The sequence below is a fragment of the Pseudomonas silensiensis genome (genome assembly GCF_050434865.1).
GTDB classification, from domain to species: domain Bacteria; phylum Pseudomonadota; class Gammaproteobacteria; order Pseudomonadales; family Pseudomonadaceae; genus Aquipseudomonas; species Aquipseudomonas fluorescens_W.
In genome coordinates this window covers 168,277-192,581 of sequence record NZ_JBNDJH010000002.1, presented here as the reverse complement: position 1 = coordinate 192,581, position 24,305 = coordinate 168,277, and the positions used below count along the sequence as shown (strand labels likewise).

Here is a 24,305-nt window from a genome sequence, read left to right as displayed (position 1 = left end):
TCATCAAATCCTGCAGTAGCAGTGACTCGAATCGCACCCCGAAAAACACCGAAGAAAGACAACGACGTAGTTCAGGTCTGCTCTCATAGAGGGCAAATGGGACACGTCATTTCTACCGTAAGCCAGATCAGTCGTCAAGCGGGACAAGTCGCTGGTTTCTCAGCTAGACGGCGATCGCGTGCGAGGCCATCTGAAGAGCATTTAGAGGTAGCCCGGGATGATCAGATCGGAGCCTCGGAGCCCTGAACTTGGTTCTGCGCTTTGTGGTGTTTTCTGAGGCTGCTATTTGGAACGGCACAGGATCAATCTCTCGTGAGAGGCTGTAAACCATCCCAGCTACGCGGACGCGACGTTCGCCAGGAGTGCCCGTCACGCGTTCAACCTGCGTTCTTGCAACGAGCACTACTCTGTTGACGCGCATCAGGCCCGGCAGTGTCCTTTCGAGGTGAACGAGCCTTACCCTTACTGGCAGATACCATTTCTCCCTGCTCCTTGAAATTGCTACCACTCGGTTCTTCTCGAGGATAAACACCAGGGCATTCTCGATAGCGGCGGACTCGAAATCGTCAGGAAGCTCATCGCGTGAAAGCCTGTATTTCTGCCCCGCAGCATGTACGCACCGCTCATCACGCGTCCCAGCTACCCGCTCAACATGCCGCCGGGCAACAAGGACCGAGCGGCTTACCCGCATCAATCCCGGTATCGAACCCAACAACTCCTTGAGACTAATCCGGTCTGGCAGAACCAAATACTCATCGCCGTTTGCCATTACTCCATGCACGTATTTTGATTCTGCCTTGAAGGCCACAAACTCTGCGGCATCCACCAAGGAGTGAACCAGATTTCGATAGCAGCGTAGTTGCATCATCCCTCCACTTCTTTAGCGCGACTGCGCGCGCAGACAATTTCGACTGACTGGAATCTACGGCAAACAGGTCGTGCCAGAAGCCCGCTCCGTGGGATGCCATGGAATCCGAGCCTGGGGACTAGAGGGTAGTTGGGCGGTGATACCAGGGCCGATGCCGGCCAACAACCTACACACCTTGAATGGCCAACGACCTGCCCTCCCCTCCCCTTTCGATCTGATACCAGCGCAACTACCGTGATCACAATCGTCGCGAATGGACCAAAACTGAGCAACTCAAAATGAGGGATGAAATTTCAGCCAGAGCTGCTGACTATTCCGCGCGAATCATGAAAACAAGGCGAAAAAAAACCCGGCGAGCAAATAAGCTCGTCGGGTTTTTCTCAGCGTTCACGCCACCTCAGTAACCGCTTGGGTGCACTCAATCGAGCGCTTCTTCGCATGTCCTGTAGGTGTAAACACACCGCCACTGATGGCACGGGTACGCAGGTAATCAAAACTGTCATCAATGGGCATATCAAGCACACCCTCGGCGACGATTATGTCTTCCCAATCAGGACCCTTTGCTTCCTTCGTGGGGTTCGTATCCGGCACCATAAAGCACACTCGTTTACCTTGACGCATAAGCTCAAGAAACAGCTTATACATGTAGGTTTGCCCGTCCCCTGGCTTTTGCCGCTCTTCGTTGTAGGGGTCATGATCTGACCACAACACAACGTCATCGTACTTGGCAGGGTCCACATACATACCTGGAAGCGTGGTGCAGCTGTTGCCAGCTTGAACCGACTCGCCAGTTACCTTGTGAATTGCCCAGCCTTTCTCAACACCTTCGCAGATATGCAGAGTTCTGCAGCCTTCGACGGTGGCGACGTGCATAGAGGACCCCCTCCAACCTGGCAGTGGTGCGCAGATCTTCTTGGGTTTGCTTACGACGTCAAGCTTGCGGCCGTCCGCAGTGATGTAGATCCGGTGGAGATTAACCACCTTACCTGCAGCATTACGAAACGCCGTTACGATCGCAGGGAAATTCCCAACGAGTTCCAATACAGGCACCCCTTGAACTGTCTTGCGAACGTTGTAGGGAAGGCTTGGATGGAACTTGACATCGTTGACGCGACTATTGAGGCGAATGCCACGGCGCTGGAAATACAAACGAGCGACGCGTGCATCAGGGTGGTTCAGCGGAAGCAGATCCTTGACTATCTTCATCAGCTGTTTTCTCGCCTTATTCGCGTCCTCCAGAGTCATGTTCGGGCGGGCCCGTTTAACCACTGGTGCAGCCTTGGACACGTATTTGGCAGTTCCCTGGAAAGCCTTTTTGATCTCGCGGTATACGGCGCTGAAATCTTTACCGACACCGGCTTCGATCAGCAGGTTTACTGGGGTCCATCCTTCCTGGTTGCAGGAACAAATCGACCTCCCCTCATAGCCTGATTTCGCCGAAAACCGAAAATCTTCCTGACCACCACCATTACGATGACGGTTAGGAAATGGGCAGTCGACGAGATGACCAAGGTTGGCAATGGCCGGGCGAAACATGGGAGCTAAACGTTCAATGACGTTCAACCAACCATGCTGCTCGATCAATGGGTCAACCTCTTCCCTCAATGAAGGACGTTCATCTTTACCTGACATAGCTTTCTCCTTCGGAAAAAAAGAGGCAGCCATGTCCCGTAGGGCTTTGGCGTGCCCTACTGGGTTGTGTGTTACGTGAATGCAGGTTGTTAAAGAGCCCTCAAGCAGAAAAGCTGCGCAAGGGATCTTCGTCAGAACTCGATGCGAAAAGCGCATGCGAAAACTGGCGGAAAGATCACCTTTGACGGTAGAGAGGTTTTATTGAAGATTCAAGGACACGATGTACCAGATATAAAAAAACCCGGCGCATTAGATGCGCCGGGCTTTCTGAGGTAGCTGTGTCAAGGACACCCTTCCTAAAGCCTGCTTGCAAGCTTTACGAGGGTGCCCTAGACAAATGTCAGGGGCTAACACGGGCAACAGCAAAAACTCAGAGCGTACGAGACGCAATAGAGCCTACGCGACGATGAAACTTAAACCTGCGCATCATGTACCAAAAGGTACAGAGCAGCGGCGATTTAGGAAACAAAGACAGTGGCTGAAACCGATGTTGTGTGATTCTCGATGAGAACCACCAAACCGCACAAACATGAAATGAATTCACGTTTGAGCTCGTTAGGAGTATTACCAAGGACGTCGAACTGCAACAAATTGATGACGAATGAGGAGTGCAAGGGGCACACAGCAAACACCAAAAACACGCAGACCGAACACGGACAAAGGACAAACTGAACGTAGGCGAACAGCGAGATAGTGAATGATGTAAACATCAAACGCGAAGTCGCAGGAAGAAATCCAGAGGGAAGACAACCTAAAGAACAAGACAGTTTTTAAAGAGCGGGTAAAGCCTGGAGGTCAAAACCATTGGTGATGAAATCCAGAAGGAAATCACGACCAGGGCCATGAAATCCATGAAACAAAACACGGTGGTCAATCTCATGGGTGAAGTGTCACCGATGAAAAAAACCCCTTAACTATCTGACGAAAAGCGTCGAGTAGAAAAGGTTGTGATCAACAACAGAGAAAGGCTCTGATGCGAAAGATCACTAGGTACAGGTCAAATCTAGCTGTAGGGATAGCCCAATTCAAGGACGTCATGTCCCAAATACTTAAATAAATGACATAAAAAAACCGCGGGTTCACCGCGGTTTGAAAGATTCAGCATGCGAAATCTTTTAGTCGTCGCGAGCTAATTTTGCGAGGCTCCTAATCGAGATATCCTCGACCGCAACAATTTTTTCGATTTGCTTGCCGCCATCGAGTACACAGACCCAGGCCTTGCTTGGATCGCCAAGGACCCGGCGTGTCATTAGTTCGCCAAACAGGTGTTTCTTATCTAAGGCAACAGAGATGCCGATCACCAAGTCAGCCGGCACAATTTCCATCGTTTCATTTTTGCCCAAGCGCCGTTCCTTTGGCTCCTTCCCCTGTCCAGCAACAGGGTCGGCGGATGGAGGGGTCGGCTTTTTACCGCTGTCAATCGGGGTAACATTTGAACCCGGCTGTACTACATTTCCGTTGAGTTGTTGGCCACCAGAAGTTTTCGCATGCGAAATGTTTTCTGTGTTCGTAGCTTGGCCGTTCCCAGCCCCTAATTCCTCAGCCTGGCCGCTCGAGGTTTGCCCGGGAGCATTATTTTCACCAGCAGTTCTGGCTTCTTCCTCTTCACGCTGCCTGGCAGCCACAACTTCAGGTGACAGGATTGGGTCAACCTGGCCCTTAGCAATTTTAAGATGGTGACGCACCTGCTGCCGCGTCAATCCGCCCTCCTCCCCGCTTCGCGCTTGCGCAAGCAGCTCTTTATAGATGACCGGAGAAAGTACGGAAATTTGTTTGAGTCCGTGAATGAGGTCGCTATCAGTGGTGATGTCGTCCTCAATCAACTGAGCGAGGTCATCAGGGATATCGGAAATTTCAAGGTATTTGGAAATGTAGCTTTCGGTCACCCCTATCTTATCCGCAATCGCCCGGCCGGTGGCTTTCTCGCCTTCCTCTAACATTTCCTGCTTGATTTTAAGGATGGCGCGGCCGATCTCATGTGGCAGCAAATCCTCACGTTGGATGTTCTCAATTAACTGAGAGGCATGCTCATCGGATGGCTTCCGTACCTTCGAGTCGACGGTTGCCTTCAGTTTGAAACCAGGAATCAGCTCTGCCGCTTTTACGCGACGACCGCCCTTCTGGAGTTCGTACTTGCCAGTATTCGGGTCTTTCGGCGAAACGATGATTGGCGATTGCTGGCCTTCAGTCTTGAGGCTCTGTGCAAGCTGCTCGATTTTTCGAAAACTCCCGCGTACCTGCTCCTTGACCAGAATCTGGTCTACAGACAGGAGTAGTACCTTATCTTCTTGGGCCGCATTCTGCAGGCTGGAAAGGTCCTTGATACTCTGCATGCCAGAGAGGTTCCTTTTACCACTTTTGGCTTCTGTCACTTCGAAGCTCCTTTGGTCTGTACTTTAATGCCACACATGCCTGCCATTTCTTGCATCAGGGCAGTCATTTCTTTTGCAGTGGTTCGCTCTGCACCGGACCCCTTCTGACGCCAGACAGGCATTCCAAGGCGGAGTGCATCATCAACCGCACCTCGGTTTACCAGGCTGGATTTCAGGATCATTTTCCCCACACCTACTTCATTGCGCATCTCGGTGAGCGCTTCAGTGTGCGAATTGACATGGCGCAGTTTGTTGCAAATAACACCAGTGATTTTGATCTCTTCCCCGATCATGGCACCGATTTCTTTGACCGACTCAACGACGTTAACAACGCCTTCAACGGCAAAAGCAGCAAGCTCGACGGGCACAAAGAGGAAGTCTTGGACCACGCATGCTGCAGCCATCTTATTGCCGTAAGACGGCGGGGTGTCTACGACGATGAAATCGTAGTCATTAGAAAGGTCATCAATCTTGTCGTTGAACGCGGTTACAGCGTTGCCCAGCGGAAGAGATTCGACCTGGAACAACTCAACGTCTCGGTTCAGTGCGTAGATCAATTCTGGACCGTATTGTGTAGCCAACGGCTCGAAGTGAGTGGGTTCCGCACTGAACATATGAACCGCACGGTAACCGCCGATGCGATCTTCTTTAGGTATGAAACGGCTTGAGAAATTGCCCTGACCATCAAGGTCAATCCCCAGAACTTTGAAACCCGCATCATAAAGAAAGCAGAGGATATGGAATGCGATCGTTGTTTTGCCTACGCCACCTTTCTGGTTGGTGATGACGATGATTTTACCCCGACCCCGGTTACGTCGTTTACGGCTCATTGTTTGGCTCCTTGAATGGTCCAGCTCACTTTAACCGCATGGCGGATCTTTTCAAGTCGAAACACGGGCAATGCGTGAAATAAACGAAAATAAATCCGCATTGCGGGTTTCGTTCAAGAAGGCCAGAAACAAGCAAGCGAAAAACCACGCTAGAAATTCATCTCTGCGGTTGGTCGGAGGCATTGTAGAGATGGCGGGAAAAAGATTTCGCATGCGAAATCTTTTCTAATCCGGGGAAACCGTTCGACGCTACAACGGAACCTGGGTCAAGCGGACCAGGGCGTGCTTCGTTGCAGTTGTTTTGTTGAGATAGGTGACACGACTAGCCGCTTGGTCTTCATCGTAATAGCGGCCACAGTAGATAAGGAACTCACCGGCTTTGTTGTTTCGGGAGGGATAAATCTCAGTGATACCGTACGCTTGGAGAAATTGTTGGAATTTGGTCCAGCTTGCCTCGTCCTTGAAGACGTAAAGCACTTCATAGACCGGTCGCGACTTTATTGCCACGCGGAGAGGTGCTGCGCCACCCTGGGCAGAGGGTGGAGCAACGCCCGAACCACCGGCAATCACTGCACCACCGATTTCGTCATTGGTGATCTGTGATGGCGTTTGATTCACCTTCGGCTCAAAGCGCGAGATGGTAAGGACCGGAGCCGGGGCTTGGTTAACTTTTGCCGGAACGGGCTTAGGCTGAGGAGCCAGAGTAGTCGAAGGCGGAGTAGGGGTCTTAACCGCTGTACCAGCAGAGTAATTGTCAGCATAGACAGCACGACCTGTGACAACTGGTGCGAGAACGGTAGCTTTAGCCATTTCGGTGCGCGATGAAATCGAGGCAATTTCAGTTCTCGCATGCGAAATGATGTCGTTTTTTTCCTGCGCAAGGCCTGAGTTTACGTCCGCGATACGCTGGGTTTTACGTGCCTCTGCATCCGTACGTACACGGGCGAGCTCCGACTCCTTGACCTGTACAAAGTCACTGTTTGGAACCGAAGCATTAACGTTTGCAGCCGCGGTCGATGACTTGAGTTGCCGCGAGATACCCGCCAGGCGTTCGGACTCGGTAGTAGCGCCAGCGACTTTGGACTGTTGAAGGGCAATAGCCCGACCATCATCAGCCTCGGTCCGCTGGAGTTGAGCTTGAAGGGCAGAAATCTGCCGATTCAAATCTGCGATACGCCCTTCAGACTCGCTTCGAATTCTTGCAAGTGCGTTCGTTTCTGACGTGAGCTTATCATTTGCCTGGCGCTCAGCATCTGCGTTGGCCAGCAAAAGGGTAATGCGCTGCTCGTCAAACTTCTTCGATTCTTCGAGCCGGGCAGCGGTATCGAAGCTCTTGCGCCCGTCGATGTCCTGACGCAAACGGTCTTCTGTCTGCTGCAGTTCCTTCGAAGACTGAAGCTCGATATCTGCAATCCGCTTCGCCGCACGGCTCTCAGCTTCCAGGATTGCCTTGTCGCGCTTGTTCTCGATAAGGGACTGTTGGATAGCGTACTTGGACGACTCCTCCGCTACGCGCGACTGAGAAGCCCTGGCCGCCTCTTGATACTCCTTAATCCTGCCGGCTTCAGACGCCGATGCAGGAGCTTCCGCAACGCCACTCTCGTACGCACGTTGGTTCAACGCCGCATCAAGGTTTTTCCGCTTTTCCTCAAGCTCGTTAATCTGGCCCTGGAAATCGTTAAACCGACGCTGATAGAGCATTTGCGCTTCGGTCGTACGCTGATCACCGAGCGAATCCTGGATCTGCTGATCATATTGGCTTTGAGGGCCAATGGTACTCAACTCAACGGGTTTGTTCGTGCCGCCAACACAACCGGCAAGCGCCAAGGCTGCCGCCAGTACGCTGAGCTTAAAAGTATTCCGCATGCTGAAAGTACCTAGAGCCATTTTGCTGTACCCATCCGCTCCATTGGAGTAGCCATGTGCATTGGCATGAAGCGTTGGTGGGTTGGGGGAGGGCATAACAACAAATCCAAAGATGTTTTACTAATAGTGGGTAGTGAATGGCCCAAAAGTGAGAAAACAACTCTCAGTTTTACAAATCCATATCCGTTTCAACCCCAAGCTTCTCAAGAAGACCCATGAATTGTTCATCGTTACCTCCGAGCAACCCTATCTTCCACTGCCCCCTTGGGGTTTTCTCAATCTTGCATGGATGGCCTGTAGACTCTGAAATTGCACGCTCGAGTCGCTGGATATCCACATCTGCCTTCACTGAGACCTTGATCTTGGGAGTGGAGATGATCTTGGACACAGCATCGCTTATCTGCCGTGCGCTCCAGTCCTTCTGCATCGCTTCAACCGCGATCCTCCGCTGCTGGAAATGATGCTCAAGCGTGCATAAAGGTCGAGCCTGCGAAAATGAGAGCTTCCCATGAATCAAGGCATCCTTAACCTGAAAGTCCAGAGACAGAAGGCGGATGTAATTGGAGACATGCGAACGGCTTTTGCCGAACTCGTTAGCAATCTGCTCATCCATCAGTCCAGCATGTTGCTTCATCGCAAAGTACGAGTTCGCCTCCTCAATCGGGTTTAAATCTTCCCGCTGAAGATTCTCAGCAGCGGCGATGAACGATGCCTGCTCAAAGGTGTAGCGCCCTACAAGAGCCTTGAGCGTATCAAAGCCATTGATCTGGGCTGCCCGCCAACGACGCTCACCTGAGATGATGCTGTAGCTACCGTCATGATTCGGTACAAGAACGATCGGCGTAAGGTTCCCGCCAGACTTCACCATGCTGGATGCGAGCTCAATAAGCGGTTTTTCAGCAAAAAAAGTTCGTTGCTGCCATAGACCAGGTTGGATCTGATCTACCGGTACCTGACGCAATTCAGTAACCACCTTGTCGATACCCAAGGTGACTTGCGTGGCCAGGTCAGAATGATACATGTGTATCCTCGCTCAAAACGTGTATCCGATACACAGGTATACCTGAGCACCTAGATAATTCAAGAAACCATTTTTCTAGCATGCGAAATTGCTTCGTCCTGAATTAGCCCCCAAGGCCGTGGAGAAGGGCGAAACCGGATAAGTAATCCAGCCGAGGAGCCACGCTCGGTATACGGGATAGGGTGCGCCACATACGCGGGTGAGTCGTCAGGCAAGAACCCGTTCTTCACAAAAGCATCGATGATTGGCTTGCACCCTGCCGAGACAGCTTCGTGGTCCAACAAGCTTGATTCTGCAGTGATGTAAATTTCTTCGATCACTACTGGGTATGTGGCCGCATTACGCCATCGTTCATAAATTGCCTTGTGCTCATACATCAGTGCCTCGATTCGCTTCTGCCAAGTCTTTTTCAGGCCGGTGCCTTGAGCATCATGAAGGCGCAACATGATATTGAGGCTTAGCAACATCGCGCCTGGGAAGAGGACACATAGGGTGTTGGTTAAAGGGTCGTAGACCAGGCAATCCTGCCTGCTCTCTTTGTTCGCTTCTCGAACCTTCTGCAAACGCTTGGTTGCATTGCTAGGACCCTTCGGGGTATCGCTCACTATTGATGTACCCGGAGGTGCTGCTGGCTCAGCGCCAAGCGCTATCCCCTGCTTCGCAAGTCGTTCGAGGAAGCGTGGGTCACTCCCGAATGCGTTCCTGTGGTTCTGCCGCGGTGCCATCCAAAACCCTCCATCAGATGGCAACCAACATAACGACAGGGAAAATAATTCCACCCCATAGCTGTCAACTCCGCAGATTTGGACCACCAGCGACCCACTATTAGGGCATACGACTGGAGTTTCTTAATGTCCAAAATCCGTTCTGTATGCATCGTTGATGATTCAGCGGGCATGCGAAGTTTCGGCACAACCATTCTTACAAAGCTCGGGATTGAGGTTTATACCGCAGTCGACGGCTATGAGGCGCTTGATGTAATCCGCGCAAACTGCCCCGATGCCTGTTTCATTGACATTGAGATGCCAAACCTTGATGGATTGAAACTGGTAAGTATCTTGCGTGCCTGGGAGGACTGGGACAAGAAGCCGCTGGCGATGCTCTCCAGTGCAAGCAGTCCTTTCGATCTGGAAAAAGGCCTACTGTACGGCGTCGACATCTACCTGACGAAGCCTTTCACTGCCGAAACCATCAAAAAAGCTCTCGAAGATCTGGAGAACCTACTTGATGAATGACGTTGAAAGCGGCCGTTTAAAGTTCGTCGGTTACCGCATCGGTGATACCTATTGCCTAAGCCCATCCACAGTACTTCTGGCTGTTGATGACGTGCCAAAAGAACTGGTTCAGGTGCCTGGTACAAAGCCGTGGCTACTGGGTGTAGGAAAGCTTGGTCGAGAGCTCATCCCCTTCATCAACATTGCACGTCTGCTCTCCATCCCACGGTCCGAAACCCCACGATTGCGCAGCTCTGCGCTCTTTGTGAAGGGAGCTGCCGCCGTAGGAAACCTGGCGATAGTCGTGGATGAACTTCTGTGTTCCATCCCCTCTGGGGAGTTGCAGGATGTGGCAACCACCGAAATGAAAATCCCTCCCGGACTCGGAGCGTGCTTCTGTGGAGCAGTCACTGATGGCAGTCGAACCTGGGCTTTGATCGATATCCAAGCACTGGCATCCGATTCGAAAATTCAAAAGATCGATCTCACATGATCACACCAGAGACAGGAAAGCATGAGCAATAATTTCTCCTTAGTTCCCCTGACCGCAGCTCTGTTGCTCCTCTCCGGTGCCGGCGCAGCTTTCACCGGCTACAACTTCATCAAGAACAGTGAGCAAGAAGACTATTTGCTCACCCAGGCTTACGACGCCCAAACCAAAGGCATGCAAGCAGTCTATATGTCTGAGCGCGCTGCAGTAGACGGTGCATACACAACCGAACTGGAAAGCCTCGACAGTTCAGTTGAGCGGGCATTGTCAGCAATACGGAGCGGCGATCCAGTCCGCGGCATCCCAGCCGCACCTGACAGCATTTTGCGTAACCTTGAGGCTTTTCAGAAAAACTGGGATGAGTTGGCACCATCCATTTCCCAGATCCTGAGCCAGCGCGGTGCTACTGGTGAGTTCTCGCGCAACCTATCTGAAACCCGGAGTGTCGCCAAAGACGCACTGAGCGCAGCAAAGTTGGCTTTGGCTGAACTGCCAAGCTCATCTGCTAGCCCGGCCCTTAAGGCGCAACTAACCAAGGCCGTAGCGGTACTGGAAGACGGCGTAAGCGCAATGGACACAGGGGTCAATACCGACACGTTAAGCGCAGCCCAGGCCAGTTTTGGCGAGTTTGTTTCGAGTTTGTCAGCTATGGGGGCGTCTCTTCCAAAGGAACAGGCGTTGATGACGCAGCTGAGTAAGAGCTTCACTGACGCAAAATCAGTGCAAAGGCTCATGGTGAAAACCATCAATAGCTCAAGCAGTGCCAGCGAAAACATTCCGCATGCGAAAACTATTTGGGCCTCTCGCGAAAAACTCTCATCTGCTGCTGCCACATTGGTTGCATCGGTCCAGGCACTTCCCGCAAGCCGTGCATACGGCGCGACAGCAGTCGCCGGGTTGGGTGCGATAACGATTCTTCTAGCCTTCGCGGCCATGATGATGATGCGGACTATCACCAACAACCAGACCTCCAGAATTCAAATCCAAGGACGAAATCTGGAAGTACTCACCCAGAAGAAGTCCAAGGAGCTGCAAACGTTGCTGGACGAAATTCACCGTGTTTACTCCGGCGAATTGAGCACCGTACTGACTGAAGACAATGACTCAACGAGAGAAATCGCGAAGGCTCTCAACACAGTTTTCAGGAAGATTAACTCGATCCTGAGTGAAGTCCGGGAAACTATCCTTGATCTCTCGGCAGCCACAGAACAGGCAATGATTACTGACAGGAACGTGGGTCAGAACCGAGATGCTCAGGGCAAGGCCGTTGACCATGTCACCGCGTTGATCCTCGGAATGCTCAGGTTCATTGATCAGATCGAGAAGCTGACCATCGACACCGAAATGACATCAAGTGACGTTCTGGACCGTGTTCGCTCTGGCACCGATGCGGTGACCCGCGTGCACGACAGCATCGTTTCTCTCCAGCAGCAGACTACAGCTATCCAACACAGCTCCAAGAACCTGATCGAAAGCTTCCAAAACCTTGAGAAAATTTCGGATGTTGTAAGCGAAGTTTCGCAAAAGTCAGCGTTGCTCTCATTCAACGCAGAAATCCAGGCCGGCAAAATCGGTGACAAAGAGGTTTCGGCGGGCATCTCACAATCCGCCGAAGCAATGGGTCGCCAGGCAACGGAGGCCAAGAAAGCGGTGGTTGAGATCGGGATGCTGTTGAAGCAAATGAACGAGGCCGCGCGTGAAACGCAATCGGCGGTCGACCTGCTGCAGCGGGAGGCCGAAACGCTTCGTAATCGATCTAACACCGCTCAAGAGGCGCTAGGTGATATCAACGAAATGACGACCCGCTTGGCTCAAGGTATGAGCCGCGTGCGAGAGGAGACACATACCCTTCAGTCGAAGTCGGGTGAAGTAAATGACACTATGGGTTCGATCCAGCATTACAGCACCGAGAGCAGCGCGGCCAGCGAGCAAACGGCGAATGCAATCCACAATGTGAATGGCAAAGCGCAGGACCTGTCAGAGACCATTGTTCAATTTGCTAAGGCCTGATGATGGAAGACCTCGATGCCGAAGTTAGCTTCTCTGCACTTCGTGAATGGCTGGCTTCCATCGAGTCCCGATTTTCAATTGAGATCGATGATTGCCGGCAGGGTGCCTTCGAAAATGCGCTAACCGGGTATTCCGAATCGCTGGGCGAATCGCTTGAGACGCTTTTGAGTCGGGCCAAAAGTGGACTGCTGGATTCAGAACATTGGTCGATGATCCTTCACCTGGCCACAAATCATGAAACCCGATTTTTCCGGTCCCCGGCCGCAATACAGCAGATTGTCCAGATCTGCAAAAACATTTCTCACCCCAAGATCCTATCTGTCGGATGTTCGACGGGGGAGGAGCCTTACAGCATCGCTGCCGCACTTTATGCAGCAGGCCACAACACCTTTGATATCCATGGCACCGATATTTCGGCTTTGTGCATCAAGACAGCGAAGCTCGGTATCTACAGGCAACACCCAAACATCAGCTCCCTCGTTGCGTGCCCCCTTCCAGAACAGAGGATGCGATTCCATCCATGGGTTAAAGGCCTGGTCAAGTTCGAGCAGCACAACATCCTGCAGGACCGTCCAGTACAGCTTTTAAAACCCAACGTGGTGATCACGCAAAACATGCTGATTTATTACCGCGAGGAAACACGCTACGAGATTCTAAATCGTCTCGCCTCGATGCTCGCTGTAGGTGGATACCTGATCACTGCTCCCGCTGAAACGCTGGGCTGGAGAACACCGGCCATGACTCGCGTCCAGAACAGCCAAATAAACGTATTTGTTAGGTCCTCATAATGTCCAAGAGTCTTCGTACAGCCCACCTCTCATGGTTGCGTTCACCAATTCAAAAAGGGGTGGATGTGTCGAAATCAGCCCTGGACGTGTATCACCAGAAGTTGAAGGAACTTGCGTCGCCACCGGGTGACGCCCAGCAGCCATGGTTTGAAAAACAGAAAAATCTCAAGGCCGAGGCATTCAATACCCTCATTCGCGAGGTGGGCCTGATTCATTCTTCGCTGGCTGTTGTGGGTTGCGTTGGGGCCGCTGCGCTTGCGTTTGAAATCAAAGTAATCCTGAACAACATCAGCCTGGAACAATTGGAGGCCGTCAAGATTGAACCGGCCCTGCTCTCTGTATTGAGCGGGCTACTCATGATTCCAAATTACATCAAAATGATAATTGATGGTGCGCCCGACAGCGCTGGCATTCTTTCCAAGCCAATCAACGAACTGAGAGAAATTCGTAACGTCCCGGTCCTCGAAGAGGACAATTTACTGCCACCGGACATTGAGTTTGTGTTCATTGATCCCCCACTCAAGGATCGAGACTGCGCTCAGTCCACCCGTAATGAAGTATTCAGTCGCGCGCCGAAAAAATTTCGAGAGGCCTTCAGCACTTACATTGGTAACCATAGCAAGCCGGCGCTTGCCGTGATGAAGGAGACTTTGCGAGAACTTCAAGAAGTTACCAACGACCCTGAGGTGGGTTGTTTTTGGTGGATTGGTGAGTGCCTGACAGAAGCGCTCGGATCTGGCGCAATTCGCAGCGCCGGCAACACGCTTTCGCAGCTTCGCATGCTGTCTGTAGCCATTCAGCGTGCGGAATCAGACGGAGAAGAGGGCGCTAAGCAAACACTTGGGGTCAATCGCTTCAAGTCGCTCTTGTCCGTGTTAAGCATGTCCACAAAACTCTCAACTGAGATTGCTGACACGCTGGCCGTCTTCAATGTCCGCAAAACAGTTGACTTCGGATCGCTCGCTCAGCTGCAGAGCCGCATTGAAAGTTCTCAAGCCGCCACACTTGCCGACATTGCCGGTGAATTGAAACCACTGCTCGAAACAGCAATGGTTTCCCTAGGCCGAGCCCGGTCTAGCAAAAACCAGGACATCTTCGAAACTCAATTTGAAAGCTACCGCACCGCCATGCGGCACGTGACCAGTGTGTTTTACATGGTCAACGAAAACGAGCTGGCCGGTGTGGCGACCAAAGCGCTGTCCCGAGTAGAACAGATCCATAACCCCGCCGGCTTTGACGACTCAGGAATGCTCGAGCATTTGCTGACCGACATCCTCTTTTTGGATGAGCGAATCAATGGCGTCGAATCCAATGAGGCTATCCGGGCACTTAATATTACCGGTGTGAAACCGGACGTAATATCCATCGTGGTCTCAGAAGGGCTCGCAGCGCTCGCTAATACCCGTAAGCTCATCACGCAGCACGTTGACGGGGGAACTGGGCCTGATGACCTGAAGGAAGGCTTGCAGAGCTTGCAGCAGGCATCCGCGGCCTTGGCGTTTGTGGGAGCCGAGCAGGTCAGCATATTGATGAATGGGGCCTGCCAAGCTTTCATCAATATGCTTAACCAAGGTTCAATACAGCACTCTCCAAGCCTTGCTCTCGCAGCCAGAGCCATGGTGGCTATTGAAATCTATCTGACCTCAATCAAAGAGAACCTTGAGCCTTCGCCGGACCTTTTGACGAAGTCGGAGCAATCGCTTTCTGATTTAGGCATCAAGATCGCCCACGTTGAGACCGTCAACACAAACGAACTCATCAAAAAATTTGAAGACCAAGCTGGGCATTTGATCGACGAGGAAAACCCATTCCTGTCTGAGATCAATGAGATCAGGGCTACTTTGGAAAAGTCGCACTCCTCCCCTGAGATCCGAAAGCGCGCGGCAATGGATGCGCTCTTCAAGTCTGCGGACAAACTCTCTATCGCTGCCAAGATGTATGGCTTCGAAAACTTCTCGCGTATCGCCCGAGCACTGGCGACTTACGCCGATAAGGTAACTGGCCTTTCGGCTATGGAGGGTTTTGATTTCGCCGGCGCGCAGGAACAGATTAAGCAAGGCATCGAGGTGTGCCTGCAGTGTATGGATGAATACTCCGCTCGCGGAAGGGTCTCTCTCTTCACCAAGGACCTGGAAACAGCTCTCCTGGCGAGTGCTGATCCATCGATCGCCCAAACCACCGTTGACACGACCGTGTTGGAATCGACTGAAGCGGGGCCGCTCCTGCCAGAGGCTGCCATCGTTCTTGAAGGTGAATTAGATAGCGAAACACGGGATCGCCCGATCCCCGACGATTTTGATGCTGGGCTCATTGAGATCTTCAGAGAAGAATTCAAGATCTACCAGGCTGTCCTCCTTGAGTTCACTGATTCCTCAAATCGGGTTGTGACTCGTGATGTATGCCGAGCTGCCCATACGATTCATGGCATATCTGGTTCAGCGGATTGCGCACTCCTACACGAGATCTACGGGATCATTGAATCTCGCCTGGAGGTGTTCCTCGATAAAGCGGAACCAATGGATGAACTCGACGTACTGAATCTGAGCCTGTTGCTTCTTGACCTTGGTGACTTCGAGAAAGACTTCCCTTGGGTTGTAGAGTCACCGCTGTATGAGAACTGGAAAGAGATTGCCACAGCCATTGGCGCTGGATATGAACACGCGGTTTTCGAGGACATAGAATCCGCGACTACGTCTGTCCTTGCCGAGGAAGAGATTGAGCACGACAACACCGTGATCAACATTCAGAGCCCGATCCCAGAAAAGATTCAGCATGCGAAATCTTTTGAAGCGGTATCGGTTGAAACGGATGAAGGTTCTAGCAACCCTCAAGAGGTGCCCGCTCAAACAATCGCTGCATTGCCGGTTCGTGAGTACAGCGACGAAATGGCTACCTTCTATATCGAGGAGGCCGACGATGTCCTTCCCGAGCTGCAGGAAAATGTAACTGCCTGGCTTGGGAACATGAATGATCCAGAGCTTGTCGCAACCATCAAAAGACAAATGCACACCCTAAAGGGTGCTGCGCTGATGGCTGAAGCCGAGGCCATTGCTACCATTACCCATTCAATGGAAAGCTTATTTGAAAGCATTTCTTTAGCCATCATTAAGCCCGATTCGAAATGTGCGTATTTGGTGCGGCTTGTACTCAACGCCATTCAAGACATGACCAGTGTCATGCGTCAGCGAATCGCCTATGAAACACCAATCTCGCTGATCAACTGCCTGCAGCACGCAGTGGACTCCAATGAAATCGACCTTACCTATTTGCAAGAGCCCACGAGCTCAAATGCAATACTCGGTTCTCAAGAAATGTCGGTCGAGGCAGAACGGGGGGCTGCGGAAGAACCATCCGCTGAGCCAAACATTTCGCATGCGAAAACTTCCGACGCTGATCTCGTCGAACCAAGCGCAGGCATTGAAGAACATCCAGCGATAGCAGTGCAAAAGGGGGCAGCGGTTCAACAGCCTGAATACAGCGCCACGGCTGCCGAGTTCTACATTGATGAGGCAGATGACGTCCTACCTGAACTACAGGCTAATGTGAGTGCCTGGCTGGGGAACATGAATGACCCTGAGTTGGTTGCTACCATCAAACGGCAAATGCACACCCTGAAGGGTGCGGCACTGATGGCAGAAGCTGATTCGATCGGTGCAATGACTCACTCCATGGAAAGTCTCTTCGAGAGCATCTCACTTAACCTAATCGAACCTGATCAGAAATGTGCTGAGCTGGTAAGAATTGTGTTGAACACAATCCTTGAAATGACAAGCGTCATGCGTCAAGGGATTGCGTACGAGTCTCCAACTGCCTTGATTGCATGCTTGAAGCATGCGGAGGACTCCAACGAGATTGATCTCTCGTACCTATCATCCTCGATCACACCTGTTAGCTCGCAACCGCAGCATTCGTCTGAATTGGCAGTCGAGGTCCTCGATGTAACCGCGCCTAACGATGATGTTGGGGAGGGGAGTCCTCAGGCTATCGCTACCACCGGTCACGCTGCTGAGAACCCAACAACCGGCCGTAAAAGGGCAAGAGGCGGTCGAGGAAAGGGTGGAGCAAAACGGCTGCCTGCAGGTATGGAGCAAGCTGAAGCTGCGGACGTTGAGAATGGTTCTGTGAGCGGGGACACGTCATCCTCGGTAAATACGCTTATTCCCGCGGTACATGAAACCGAGCCTGCCAGTCCCGAAAAGATTTCGCATGCGGAATTTTTTCCGGAATCGAGAGTAGTCTCCGAGCTGCCCGCACCTGTCTCCATTGTGGTCGACGCTCAGACCAAAGAAGCTACAGAGTCATTCGAACGCCGCTTCTCAATTGAGAGCCTCGATGAAGCAAGGGTTTATCAGAAGGTACAGAGTCGCTCCGTTCTGGACATGCTCCAGCGCTGTATAGAACCCGTTGTTACCAAAAAACAAACCCTCATGCCTACTGAAAAGATGAAGGTCGATCTGAAACTGCTTGAAAACGCAGGAGAGTCAGCCAGCGAGTTGACCGCGGTAAGACACCGCGTCGACGCGTTGAATGAAGATCAGATCCTGGGCATGACTGTAATTCGAGAAATGCTGGAAGTTCACAGCCTCCAGCACGGTCAATTCACAACAGCCTTGCGTGGCCATTTCAACCAACAGCCTACTTCTCGGAACAACTCGGCGGGAGGTGATGATGGTTACCTGGAACGCTTCACAAACCTTTCTGCTATGCACGTCGCACTCGGGGCGCAAATCGACGAAATTCTTGGTGCCGTAGCCGAGGTTTATGGCTTCGCGTTGCAAAAACGAAATGCCTTGCGGGATCAAGGTCTGCTCATCAGTGGACTACAGCGCGATCTACTCGATTCACGCCTGGTACCGTTCATAAACATAAGGCCAAACCTGAACCGAGCTATCCAGCAGGCATGCACGGAAACCAAGAAAGAAGTCAGCGCCAACTATATCGGCGGTGACGTGATCATGGACAAAATGATCCAAGACAAAATCTCGGAACCACTGACTCATATCCTTCGAAATGCTATTGACCACGGGATAGAGACAAAAGCCGAACGTGTTGCAGCTGGAAAGCCAGCCACTGGCACCATAGACATCACGGTTCACCGTAGAGCCAAACATGTAGTTATCACGGTCAAAGACGACGGCCGCGGCATCGATGTTAGCGCTGTGCGCAAGAAGGCGATCGAGAAGAAAATCATCACTGAGCACGATGACCTCACTGATAAACAAGTCATGCATCTAATCACCAGCAGTGGGTTCTCAACCAAAACTGTTGTGACGAACGTTTCAGGTCGTGGGGTCGGAATGAACATCGTCGCAGCGGCGGTAGACAATCTCGGTGGCCAATTAATCATCGACAGTGTGCAGGGAAAGGGAACGACATTTACCGTAGAACTGCCATTCACCATCGGCTCAAACCGCGCCATGATGTGCAGCTCCGGTTCACAATGGTTCGCAATCCCAAGCTACTTTATGACGCAAGTCATCATGACCGACACTGCCGAGATCAATCGTGAACGAGCGAAATTTGGTAAGGCGACAGTTGAGCATGACAACGCGCATTACGAGGTTGTGAACCTGGCGGACCTGATCGCTATGCCTGACCTGCGATCACCTAGCGATCGTGAAACCCACTCGACACTCATCCTTTGCGAGCAGGGGGATATACGGTTCGCAATTGAAGTCGAGAAGGTGGAGTCAATGCCAGAGATCCACATCAGGAAACTCGAGGGTATTCTCTCGCAGGCCAGAGGGATAGTTGGTGAGACTGAAAAGCAGGACGGCACGCCTGTCTTTGTACTGGATGTGATGGAGCTGGCCAGACTCAATCTCAAGTCAGGTCCAAACGGATACCAGGTACGTCAGAACCGCGTGCGGTCAGTGAAGCGCGAGCAGAAACCGATTGCTCTCGTAATTGATGACGCGCGCCAGTACAGAACTCTCCTTGAGCGCTACCTGACCGACATGGGTTACATCGTCGTCACTGCTCGGGATGGTGAAGATGCAATGCAGCAACTCCCTCTCGAGCGTATGCCAGAACTGATAATCGTCGACATTGAAATGCCGCGCATGAACGGCTTCGAATTCACAAAAGAAATCCGTAGCCGCAAAGAATACAAAGACGTTCCGATCATCATGGTTACTACTCGTACAGGCCTTGAAGAAAAGGCGTATCAGGCCGGCGTCAACGTGTACGTCAACAAACCTTGTAACTTCGAAAAAATAGAACAAGCCGTTTTGAAAGTTAAGCCGCAAACCGTCCGAAAAGAGGTCACCGTATGAGAGTCGGAATCGTAAGCACCAACGAGGTTCAGAAGGCCTTGTTCACTCAGTTGCTTAGCCCTCTGGTTGGCCCTTTGAAAGAGTACGACCTCACGAGCATCAGAAATGGCACCCTGCACACGACTGATGCTCACATCCTCATTATTGATATGAGCGATCCTGCAATCGTCGGCTGCTCCGACGTGATGGAAATGATGGGGCGAGATGAGCCAATCTGCCTCATGCACGAAAAAGATCTGTTCGCGATGAGCCAGGCTGATCGCATCTCCTGGCGCAATCGGACCGTCGAGGAAATCCGGAAATCTCTGCCTGACCTTACTAGTGAGTTGGATTCAAAAAAGGATGAGGCTGACAACAAGCATGTCCCCGATGCGTGGATCATCGGCTCAAGTGCCGGCGGGCCACAGGCACTACGTGAATTCTTTACAGTCCTGCCAGTGCTCCCCATAACTATTTTTGTCGCTCAACACATCTCAGAGAATGCCTTCGGGCAGATGCTCGATCGTCTGGTTGACGTTGCCAAGGGATGGGAAGTCCAGGTTGCTGCCGACGGTGCGAAGGTAAAACCCAACACGGTTTTTCTAATCCCCAGGGATAAGACCGTGGACATCCGCGGCGGTATCATCGAACTCAAGCAACACATCACAACTGACTTGAGTTTCAACCCATCCATTGATGCAGTGATCCGATCGATCTTCGCCTGCCACCCGGGGAGAATAGGCGTGATCATTTTTTCGGGCATGGGGTTTGATGGCTCCGCCGGCATTCGAGCGGTCAAGGGTAGAGCGAAGATGATCATGGCCCAAGATCAGGCATCATGCGGGGCGAAGGGTATGCCTGACTCGGCGCGATTGACGGGTGCAGTGCAGATTTCTGCAGAGCCAGCAGCCCTGGCTTCAGAGTTGAAAAACATGTACCCGCAGTAATGGATTAGGGCAGCACAAACAAAAGGCCACTTCCTTGGAAGTGGCCTTTTTGTTTATTCAGTGGTTTCGAGTTCCTCGTGCTCGGCATTGGCTCGCTCGGGAGTCGGGGCATCGACCAGCTTCAATGCATGAGCACGAATCTTGGCTTCGAGCGTCTGTGCCGCCTCGGGATTATCCTCAAGGTACTTCGCAGAGTTCGCCTTCCCTTGACCGATTTTCTCGCCGTTGTAGCTATACCAGGCTCCTGCCTTTTCCACGAATCCCTGGGCGACGCCGAGGTCGATCAGTTCACCGGCCTTGTTGAAGCCCTTGCCATAGATGATCTGCAACTCAGCCTGCCGGAAAGGTGAGGCGACCTTGTTTTTCACCACTTTGATACGGGTTTCGCTACCGATGACCTCGTCGCCTTCCTTCACTGCGCCGGTACGGCGGATGTCCAGACGAACCGATGCGTAGAACTTCAGCGCATTACCACCGGTGGTGGTTTCAGGGCTACCGAACATCACACCGATTTTCATACGGATCTGGTTGATGAAGATCACCAGGCAGTTTGCGTTCTTGATGTTACCGGTGATTTTACGTAGGGCCTGGGACATCAGACGGGCCTGCAGGCCGACGTGCATATCGCCCATCTCGCCTTCGATTTCGGCCTTCGGTACGAGTGCCGCCACAGAGTCGACGATAATGACGTCTACGGCATTGGAACGAACGAGTAGGTCGGTGATTTCCAATGCCTGCTCTCCAGTGTCAGGCTGAGACACGAGGAGATCGTCGACATTCACGCCCAGCTTGCCGGCGTATTCCGGGTCCAGTGCGTGCTCAGCGTCAACGAACGCACAGGTGCAGCCGGCCTTTTGCGCTTGGGCGATCACAGAAAGCGTCAGGGTGGTTTTGCCCGAGCTTTCCGGCCCATAGATTTCAACGATGCGCCCCTTCGGTAACCCGCCGATGCCTAAAGCGAGATCCAGGCCCATGGAGCCAGTCGAGATTGATGGAATGGCCACACGTTCTTGGTCACCCATCCGCATCACGGCGCCTTTACCAAACTGTTTCTCGATCTGGCCCATGGCTGCGCTCAGGGCTTTCTTCTTTTGTTCGTCCATCGTTCTATCCTCGGATTTATGGGCGCGTTTTTGCGCTGAACAAATCATCAATTTGAAAGGCGTGTGCCAGAACCGTCTTCAAGAATTTCCCGTACTGCCATTGCTTGATCGTCAATACAGCGGTCAGCCATGTCCTTTAGGATGCCGATCGCCCCAGGGTTGGTTCGAAGGGCCAGCTCCATCAGAAAGTCATGCTGCAAGGTGGCATCAGAGGGGAAAAGCGTCGGGATGAAATCAGCGCGGACGACCGTCTGCGATCCAAGTTTGGTGGTCACCTGAATTCGGGCGTCGTCCAGCCTGGTCGCAAAATTTCGGAGCAGCGGGGTGGTGCGAACTTGGGAGCTTTGCATGAGTGGGTCCTCGTTAATACAAGGACCACTCTATGGAGGAGGGGGCGTGCCAGAAGCACTCAGCAAATTGTAGGAGTACACATACCCATGATCTCATCCCAATCCTTACAGCAGGTAACTGGCACCCACCAGACAAAGGTGTAGATCTGTTCAAGCGACACAGGGTAGAGGCGCATTTGCGTATCGAGCATCAAGCTGCCCGGCTGGAATCCGACCGTTACACCTGGTGAGGTTTGTTGCAATTTTCCCACTTGCATGGAGGCATTGAAAGGAAACGACCCAACCGCGAATCCGCTTACATGAATGGCCCGGTAGGCCGCAATCCCGGCCGCGATTGCAGCATTGTCCTGGGGGGTTGCCATCTGCCGCGGGTAGAGAGGGCCCCACTGGGTGCCGATACACAATTCGGTTCCAAAGATTGGGACGTTGGATGTGAAGGCATTGCAGGTCAAGGCGCCTAGCGCAGAAGCAATACCGATATCACGACATCCTGTGTTCCATGTTGGGTCAAGTTCAGTGTCGTAGAGCAGTTTTGGAAAACAGCCTGGCAGCGCTGCGTTGAATTTGCTCAGCGCCTGGGAAAGCAGGATATTCGCACCCGCACCACAAATATCCAGCATGCCAATGGCCGTGGCATTCGGCGACTTGGCTTTTTCAACACCGCAAAGCTTACAGCTCTGATAGGCCATGGCCGTGTCAATGGCCCATTCTGGTAACTCCCAGATTCGGACATGCATCGACGTGTAGTCGTTGTTGTCCACGCCGACGCTTAACAATCCACCAAAGGGCTGACCAAGGGCCGTGTCACCACCGCCTTTGATCACCTCGCATAGCGCTACTGGCTGGTAGTGACTGACGATCAGCTTGTCCGGGCAGAAATAGCAGCATGGCCCAAAGACCATATATGAAAGGGTGACCGGGTCGATCACCAGCAAGGTCGCAAGCGAGGCGGTAATCGCTTTTGCCTCATCAGTATGGAGACCCAGACCAGTAGCAGTCGCCGTGGCAACGACGGTCGATAGCTTCACAAATTCCCGGCGAGATAAATCCACTTTAGGCTCCTGAATGGTTTCTACCTTAATAGTGGCTATCGAGTGCTCCTTTTTATCAATTCAGCATGCTCGACATACCCGGGTAGGGGACGCTGAAAAGAGGAGCGAGCTCCGGTGACCCCAGATCATCGGTCGCCGGATTCATCACATGGACAGTAGGCACCGCTGAATCCATTCGAACAGAAACCAATACTCGCTCGAGGTCATTTTGTGGATTGCGCGCTGTGATGTAGACATCGTCTTCCGTGACATAGGCCGCCAGGCGGGAGAAGTATCGGTTGGCCCCGAACTCGCCTTTTTTGGGCCGAAGAGCGACCGCTGCGCCGGTTACATTCAGGTTCAAGTCGTGCTGAACATCAAAGAGTAGATCGGCGACATTCGCCTGTCCGTCGGTGCTCCAAATGTCGGCTTCAAAATTGAAAGTGGCCTCACCTGATTCGCCCATGCCAATCTGACTATTCAGCATCTGAGTGAATTGCTGCAGCGCCAGCGCACGAAATTCCTCTGGGTTAAGATGAGCGGGCACGTTTACGCGAAGCACTCCGTTGAGATTGACCGGAATTTCTAAAGTCTGAGTTGTCGATTGCTGTTTGGATGTCATGAGTAGTTTCTCCAGTAGATGCGCTCAGTATCCGCAAGGCCGGACGTGCCACTAGCGTTCAAAAGACTCAAATTGGGTCAGTCACTACCCACTATTAGGGGTATCAGCTTCTGGAGATCTGGCGCGTGTTATCCAACTACATCTGGCTTATTGGTTTGCTACTGTCCGTCGTTGCTGGGGCCTTCCTCTGGATCACCCACATGGATACCTTCGCAACTCCCAGAGAGGCTGCCGAGGGACGCGAGATCGACCACCATGCACAGGCAAAGCCTGTTGAAACCGAACACCGGTACAAAGCGATGCCGGCGCTGTCACCAGCACGCCAGGCGGAGGAATTGGTCATTGCGCAGGCAGTAAAAAATCCAGAACTGGAGGAGGAACTACCCGTAGTGGAGATGGAAGCACCGGTCGTACCGGATCTTCCTGACAACGAGGATGTGGAAATGAACTTGAAAATCGCCGCCCAGCTCAAGGTCGTTGGCGACTTCGAGGGGGTCACTGAATACGCGAAACTCATTTTGGATGACTCAAAAGCCTCGCAACGCCAAAAAGACCGAGCTCAAACTCTGTTGCGCCGCGACAGCAGTAATTGAAAGCCTCGTGCATCTGCCGAGGCTTTATAGTGATCTTCCGTTTGGCCCAACATCATGTCTTCATCGTAAAGAGCGCCGGCGGTGCAATTGCGCCAGGTGCAAACCAAGGCTGAGATTTGAACGATCTCGGTTCCGACCACGACGCAAATTTTCCCACGCGTTTCTGCCTGGGCTTGGATAAGGCGGACATTCGAAGCACAAGCCCTGACCGTGAACTGCACATCACCATCAGACATGTTTGCGCCGGCGATGAAGGTGGCCAGCACACCGAAGATTTCTATATCTGCGCCACGTTGAGGCATACGTTTCATCTG

The 24,305-nt window shown here is 52.3% G+C and carries 19 protein-coding genes; 7 read left to right on the top strand and 12 right to left on the bottom strand.

Features of this window, described 5'->3' with window-relative positions; translation table 11 throughout:
* Positions 1 to 163: 163 nt before the first annotated feature.
* From QF010_RS03360 to QF010_RS03330, 7 genes are all read right to left on the bottom strand, one after another.
* On the bottom strand, positions 164 to 868 hold the full coding sequence (locus QF010_RS03360; protein ID WP_429380380.1) for a LytTR family DNA-binding domain-containing protein: 705 nt from the start codon (positions 866 to 868) through the stop codon (positions 164 to 166).
* A gap of 387 nt (positions 869 to 1,255) precedes the next feature.
* Positions 1,256 to 2,500 carry a DUF7146 domain-containing protein gene (locus tag QF010_RS03355; protein ID WP_429380382.1) on the bottom strand — a complete coding sequence of 415 codons (1,245 nt, stop codon included), beginning with the start codon at positions 2,498 to 2,500 and terminating at the stop codon, positions 1,256 to 1,258.
* Positions 2,501 to 3,615: 1,115 nt separating this feature from the next.
* Positions 3,616 to 4,872, bottom strand: coding sequence for a ParB/RepB/Spo0J family partition protein (locus tag QF010_RS03350; protein WP_429380384.1), 1,257 nt, complete (start codon positions 4,870 to 4,872; stop codon positions 3,616 to 3,618).
* A complete protein-coding gene (locus QF010_RS03345) occupies positions 4,869 to 5,702 on the bottom strand; it encodes a ParA family protein (protein ID WP_429380386.1) in 834 nt (277 codons plus the stop codon). Before QF010_RS03345 ends, QF010_RS03350 begins: the two co-directional genes overlap by 4 nt.
* A 249-nt stretch (positions 5,703 to 5,951) precedes the next feature.
* Positions 5,952 to 7,664, bottom strand: a complete 1,713-nt coding sequence (locus tag QF010_RS03340) for a coiled-coil domain-containing protein (RefSeq protein ID WP_429380388.1) — start codon at positions 7,662 to 7,664, stop codon at positions 5,952 to 5,954.
* Positions 7,665 to 7,737: 73 nt separating this feature from the next.
* Entirely contained in the window at positions 7,738 to 8,589 is an 852-nt protein-coding gene (locus QF010_RS03335) for a ParB/RepB/Spo0J family partition protein (RefSeq protein ID WP_429380390.1), read from the bottom strand.
* A 59-nt stretch (positions 8,590 to 8,648) separates the two neighbouring features.
* Complete coding sequence (locus tag QF010_RS03330; RefSeq protein ID WP_429380392.1) at positions 8,649 to 9,194, bottom strand: hypothetical protein; 546 nt, start codon at positions 9,192 to 9,194, stop codon at positions 8,649 to 8,651.
* Between the two features lie 246 nt (positions 9,195 to 9,440).
* Here QF010_RS03330 and QF010_RS03325 point away from each other — a divergent pair, with 246 nt between their 5' ends.
* From QF010_RS03325 to QF010_RS03300, 6 genes are read left to right on the top strand one after another with little or no spacing between them, the layout of a single operon-like run.
* Positions 9,441 to 9,824 (top strand): response regulator, encoded by a 384-nt coding sequence (locus QF010_RS03325; RefSeq protein WP_429380394.1) that lies wholly within the window; start codon positions 9,441 to 9,443, stop codon positions 9,822 to 9,824.
* Entirely contained in the window at positions 9,817 to 10,296 is a 480-nt protein-coding gene (locus QF010_RS03320) for a chemotaxis protein CheW (RefSeq protein WP_429380396.1), read from the top strand. The genes QF010_RS03325 and QF010_RS03320 overlap by 8 nt, the downstream gene beginning before the upstream one ends.
* A 21-nt stretch (positions 10,297 to 10,317) precedes the next feature.
* The gene (locus QF010_RS03315; protein WP_429380398.1) at positions 10,318 to 12,303 is read left to right on the top strand and encodes a methyl-accepting chemotaxis protein; all 1,986 of its coding nucleotides are present in this window, start codon (positions 10,318 to 10,320) and stop codon (positions 12,301 to 12,303) included.
* Between the two features lie 2 nt (positions 12,304 to 12,305).
* Entirely contained in the window at positions 12,306 to 13,091 is a 786-nt protein-coding gene (locus tag QF010_RS03310) for a CheR family methyltransferase (protein ID WP_429380400.1), read from the top strand.
* The gene (locus tag QF010_RS03305; RefSeq protein ID WP_429380402.1) at positions 13,091 to 19,366 is read left to right on the top strand and encodes a hybrid sensor histidine kinase/response regulator; all 6,276 of its coding nucleotides are present in this window, start codon (positions 13,091 to 13,093) and stop codon (positions 19,364 to 19,366) included. Before QF010_RS03310 ends, QF010_RS03305 begins: the two co-directional genes overlap by 1 nt.
* A complete protein-coding gene (locus QF010_RS03300; protein ID WP_429380404.1) occupies positions 19,363 to 20,292 on the top strand; it encodes a chemotaxis protein CheB in 930 nt (309 codons plus the stop codon). Before QF010_RS03305 ends, QF010_RS03300 begins: the two co-directional genes overlap by 4 nt.
* 53 nt (positions 20,293 to 20,345) lie before the next feature.
* Here QF010_RS03300 and recA read toward each other — a convergent pair whose 3' ends face one another.
* From recA to QF010_RS03280, 4 genes are read right to left on the bottom strand one after another with little or no spacing between them, the layout of a single operon-like run.
* Positions 20,346 to 21,395 (bottom strand): recombinase RecA, encoded by a 1,050-nt coding sequence (gene recA / locus QF010_RS03295; protein WP_429380406.1) that lies wholly within the window; start codon positions 21,393 to 21,395, stop codon positions 20,346 to 20,348.
* Between the two features lie 47 nt (positions 21,396 to 21,442).
* Positions 21,443 to 21,745 carry a hypothetical protein gene (locus QF010_RS03290; protein ID WP_429380408.1) on the bottom strand — a complete coding sequence of 101 codons (303 nt, stop codon included), beginning with the start codon at positions 21,743 to 21,745 and terminating at the stop codon, positions 21,443 to 21,445.
* A gap of 59 nt (positions 21,746 to 21,804) precedes the next feature.
* Positions 21,805 to 22,797 (bottom strand): twin-arginine translocation signal domain-containing protein, encoded by a 993-nt coding sequence (locus QF010_RS03285; RefSeq protein ID WP_429380410.1) that lies wholly within the window; start codon positions 22,795 to 22,797, stop codon positions 21,805 to 21,807.
* A gap of 55 nt (positions 22,798 to 22,852) precedes the next feature.
* The gene (locus QF010_RS03280) at positions 22,853 to 23,398 is read right to left on the bottom strand and encodes a hypothetical protein (protein WP_429380412.1); all 546 of its coding nucleotides are present in this window, start codon (positions 23,396 to 23,398) and stop codon (positions 22,853 to 22,855) included.
* 125 nt (positions 23,399 to 23,523) lie between these two features.
* Here QF010_RS03280 and QF010_RS03275 point away from each other — a divergent pair, with 125 nt between their 5' ends.
* A complete protein-coding gene (locus tag QF010_RS03275; protein WP_429380414.1) occupies positions 23,524 to 23,991 on the top strand; it encodes a hypothetical protein in 468 nt (155 codons plus the stop codon).
* Here QF010_RS03275 and QF010_RS03270 read toward each other — a convergent pair.
* Positions 23,958 to 24,302, bottom strand: a complete 345-nt coding sequence (locus QF010_RS03270; protein WP_429380416.1) for a hypothetical protein — start codon at positions 24,300 to 24,302, stop codon at positions 23,958 to 23,960. The two genes, QF010_RS03275 and QF010_RS03270, sit on opposite strands and share 34 nt — an antisense overlap.
* Positions 24,303 to 24,305 lie beyond the last annotated feature (3 nt).

Coding starts and splice junctions, on each gene's coding strand:
- QF010_RS03305 (WP_429380402.1), top strand. CDS start 13,091: ATGTCCAAGAGTCTTCGTACAGCCCACCTCTCATGGTTGCGTTCACCA.
- QF010_RS03310 (WP_429380400.1), top strand. CDS start 12,306: ATGGAAGACCTCGATGCCGAAGTTAGCTTCTCTGCACTTCGTGAATGG.
- QF010_RS03270 (WP_429380416.1), bottom strand. CDS start 24,302: ATGAAACGTATGCCTCAACGTGGCGCAGATATAGAAATCTTCGGTGTG.
- QF010_RS03335 (WP_429380390.1), bottom strand. CDS start 8,589: ATGTATCATTCTGACCTGGCCACGCAAGTCACCTTGGGTATCGACAAG.
- QF010_RS03290 (WP_429380408.1), bottom strand. CDS start 21,745: ATGCAAAGCTCCCAAGTTCGCACCACCCCGCTGCTCCGAAATTTTGCG.
- QF010_RS03340 (WP_429380388.1), bottom strand. CDS start 7,664: ATGCCCTCCCCCAACCCACCAACGCTTCATGCCAATGCACATGGCTAC.
- QF010_RS03315 (WP_429380398.1), top strand. CDS start 10,318: ATGAGCAATAATTTCTCCTTAGTTCCCCTGACCGCAGCTCTGTTGCTC.
- QF010_RS03325 (WP_429380394.1), top strand. CDS start 9,441: ATGTCCAAAATCCGTTCTGTATGCATCGTTGATGATTCAGCGGGCATG.
- QF010_RS03320 (WP_429380396.1), top strand. CDS start 9,817: ATGAATGACGTTGAAAGCGGCCGTTTAAAGTTCGTCGGTTACCGCATC.
- QF010_RS03345 (WP_429380386.1), bottom strand. CDS start 5,702: ATGAGCCGTAAACGACGTAACCGGGGTCGGGGTAAAATCATCGTCATC.
- QF010_RS03355 (WP_429380382.1), bottom strand. CDS start 2,500: ATGTCAGGTAAAGATGAACGTCCTTCATTGAGGGAAGAGGTTGACCCA.
- QF010_RS03300 (WP_429380404.1), top strand. CDS start 19,363: ATGAGAGTCGGAATCGTAAGCACCAACGAGGTTCAGAAGGCCTTGTTC.
- QF010_RS03280 (WP_429380412.1), bottom strand. CDS start 23,398: ATGACATCCAAACAGCAATCGACAACTCAGACTTTAGAAATTCCGGTC.
- QF010_RS03360 (WP_429380380.1), bottom strand. CDS start 868: ATGATGCAACTACGCTGCTATCGAAATCTGGTTCACTCCTTGGTGGAT.
- recA (WP_429380406.1), bottom strand. CDS start 21,395: ATGGACGAACAAAAGAAGAAAGCCCTGAGCGCAGCCATGGGCCAGATC.